This window comes from Pseudoalteromonas sp. TAB23, from assembly GCF_000498075.1.
GTDB lineage: Bacteria > Pseudomonadota > Gammaproteobacteria > Enterobacterales > Alteromonadaceae > Pseudoalteromonas > Pseudoalteromonas arctica.
The window spans coordinates 1-2,322 of record NZ_AUTP01000039.1; the positions used below are offsets into that span (position 1 = coordinate 1).

2 protein-coding genes are annotated in these 2,322 nt (G+C 40.6%); both read right to left on the bottom strand.

From position 1 onward, the window contains the following. A partial coding sequence (locus L654_RS0100905) for an Nramp family divalent metal transporter (protein WP_024606971.1) occupies positions 1–1,038 on the bottom strand: 1,038 nt, incomplete at its 3' end. Positions 1,039–1,495: 457 nt separating this feature from the next. After that, the coding region (locus L654_RS0100915; protein WP_024606973.1) for an aminotransferase class I/II-fold pyridoxal phosphate-dependent enzyme at positions 1,496–2,322 on the bottom strand (827 nt) is incomplete at its 5' end.

Here is a 2,322-nt window from a genome sequence, read left to right on the forward strand (position 1 = left end):
CCCGTTAGCCGCTTGCGCGAATATAATTACCGCGACAGGGTCTAAACCGAGTGACGCCACCGCAGCACCAAACAATAAAATAACTATAGCAACGCCTTTAAAACGTGAGTTACCCATATCGTTTGACCAACCTAACATGCCACACACGGCGTAAGCACCCGCAAGTGGCGCTGTAATCGCACTTGTTAAACCTGCAGCAAATAAGCCAATAGCAAAAAAGTAATGAGCGGCATCGCCAAGCAATGGCTCTAGCTGCACGGCCATGTTAGCTGCACTAATTTGCCCCGCATCGGTGCCATAAAATGCGACTGAAGCTGTAGATAAAATAGCTAAAGTGATCACACCGCCTAAAGTGATTGATAGGCCTGTATCAACATTTGTTTGTTTAATCACTTTTTGCATATCGCTGTTACTGTCGTGTCTAGCAGCGAGCACGCCGGAGTGTAAAAATAAGTTATACGGCACAATGGTAGTGCCAACTAATGCCAATATTGTCGTAATAGAGCCCTCAGGCATACTAGGAATAAAACCAGCAAATACATCACCCAGTGAAGGGGCTGCCATTACAAGTGTTGAGATAAACACTAAGCTCATTAAAATAACGAGTAAAATTAGCGCGTTTTCCACCACTTTATGTTTGCCGCTATAAAGTAAAGCAGCACTAAAAAAAGCAATAAGTGGTGTCCATAGTTGGGAGCTAACTTGAGGGAATATTTCAATTAATCCCATGCTAGCGCCACTTAAGTTACCCGCTTCATAAGCTGCACTGCCCACGCTAATGGCGCTAATAACTAAAAATATAGCTAAAGATTTAAATAAAGGCGTTTGAATATGTGCTCTTAGCGCTTGAGCTAAATCTTGCCCGGTAGCAACGCCAAGGCGCGCCGCCATAGATTGTAATAATATAGTGGCAACTACTGAAAACAGTAATGTCCATATAAGTGCAAAACCAAAGTTTGCACCTGCCACGCTGGCGGTAGTAATGGTACCTGGTCCAATGAAGGCAGCGGTGACAAGTAGTCCTGGTCCTAATCGCATAATTGACCTTAATAGTGCTATTGCATGTTGCTATTTAAAGTTACATCTAACGTTTAAAACCAATATTTATACGCGATGCCGATTGTGTTATTGCTGCCACTTAAACTAAGTGCCCTGCAGCGATAGTCGCCCCTTGACTGGTTCTTTTTTAATAAGCATATGTTATACCAATCCGCAATAATACTTAATCAATTTGAGGGATTAAATCTGACGCTAACTGCGTTAAAAATTTCTGATATAGGACAACTAAATAACGAAATTTTTGCCTGGTTATCGACACGATTTTCTCACCTCAGAATAGATCACTTAATTAAGCGAATTGCTATTAAAAAAGGTCGAGTAGGATACCAACTTGTATATAAATTTAAAGGGGATACAGTGCGTTTGCATGAATTTTAAACGAATATATAAGCGAGTTAAATGACTGATGCCGATATTAATATCGGCATCAGTATATTTACTTTATTAGGTTTTTAATCGCTTCTAAGCCTTTTTTTAGGATATCTGCATCGGTAGCATAGTTAATACGAATACACTCGTGCTTGTGCGCCCAGCTGTCGTCAATGCCGATAAAAAAGTTGTGACCTGGGATCACATACACGTCTTGCTCTTTAAGCTTTTGATACAACACCTCGCTTGTCATTTTTGCATCTTTAAACCACAGCCACATAAAAAATGCGCCTTCAACTTTGTGCAAATAAACAGGCAGTTCGGCAAATACTTCATCAAACAATTCAATCGCTATGTGTGCTTTATTACGATAAAAAGGCAGTACAACATTACGACACAGTGGGAGTAGTTCGTTGTCGTTAATTAAGCGTGTCACTAAGCTTGGGCCAATACTATTTGGCGATAAAACCATACTGCCATTTACGCGGCCAATTGCTTTAATAATCTCATTGTTTGCAACCACAATACCGCTGCGTAAACCTGGTAGGCCAAGTTTTGAAAGTGACATACATAAAATAATGTTTGAGTTCCACGTTAGGTTTGCGTCGGTGTAAATACAACCTGGGAACGGATCGCCGTACGCGTTATCAATAATGAGTGGAAGACCATATTGCTTAGCGAGCAAATCAAGGTGTTTTACTTCATCGTCGGTAATTACATTACCTGTTGGGTTGGTAGGGCGTGATACGCACAGCGCGCTTATACTGCTGTCGTTTGCTAGTACTTTTTCAACTGCTTTAAAATCAATTACGTATTTAAACTGTTTTGATGCACTACCTGTATTTAAAATTTCGATATCAGGCTTTATGGCAACAAACATATCAGCCGATAAAC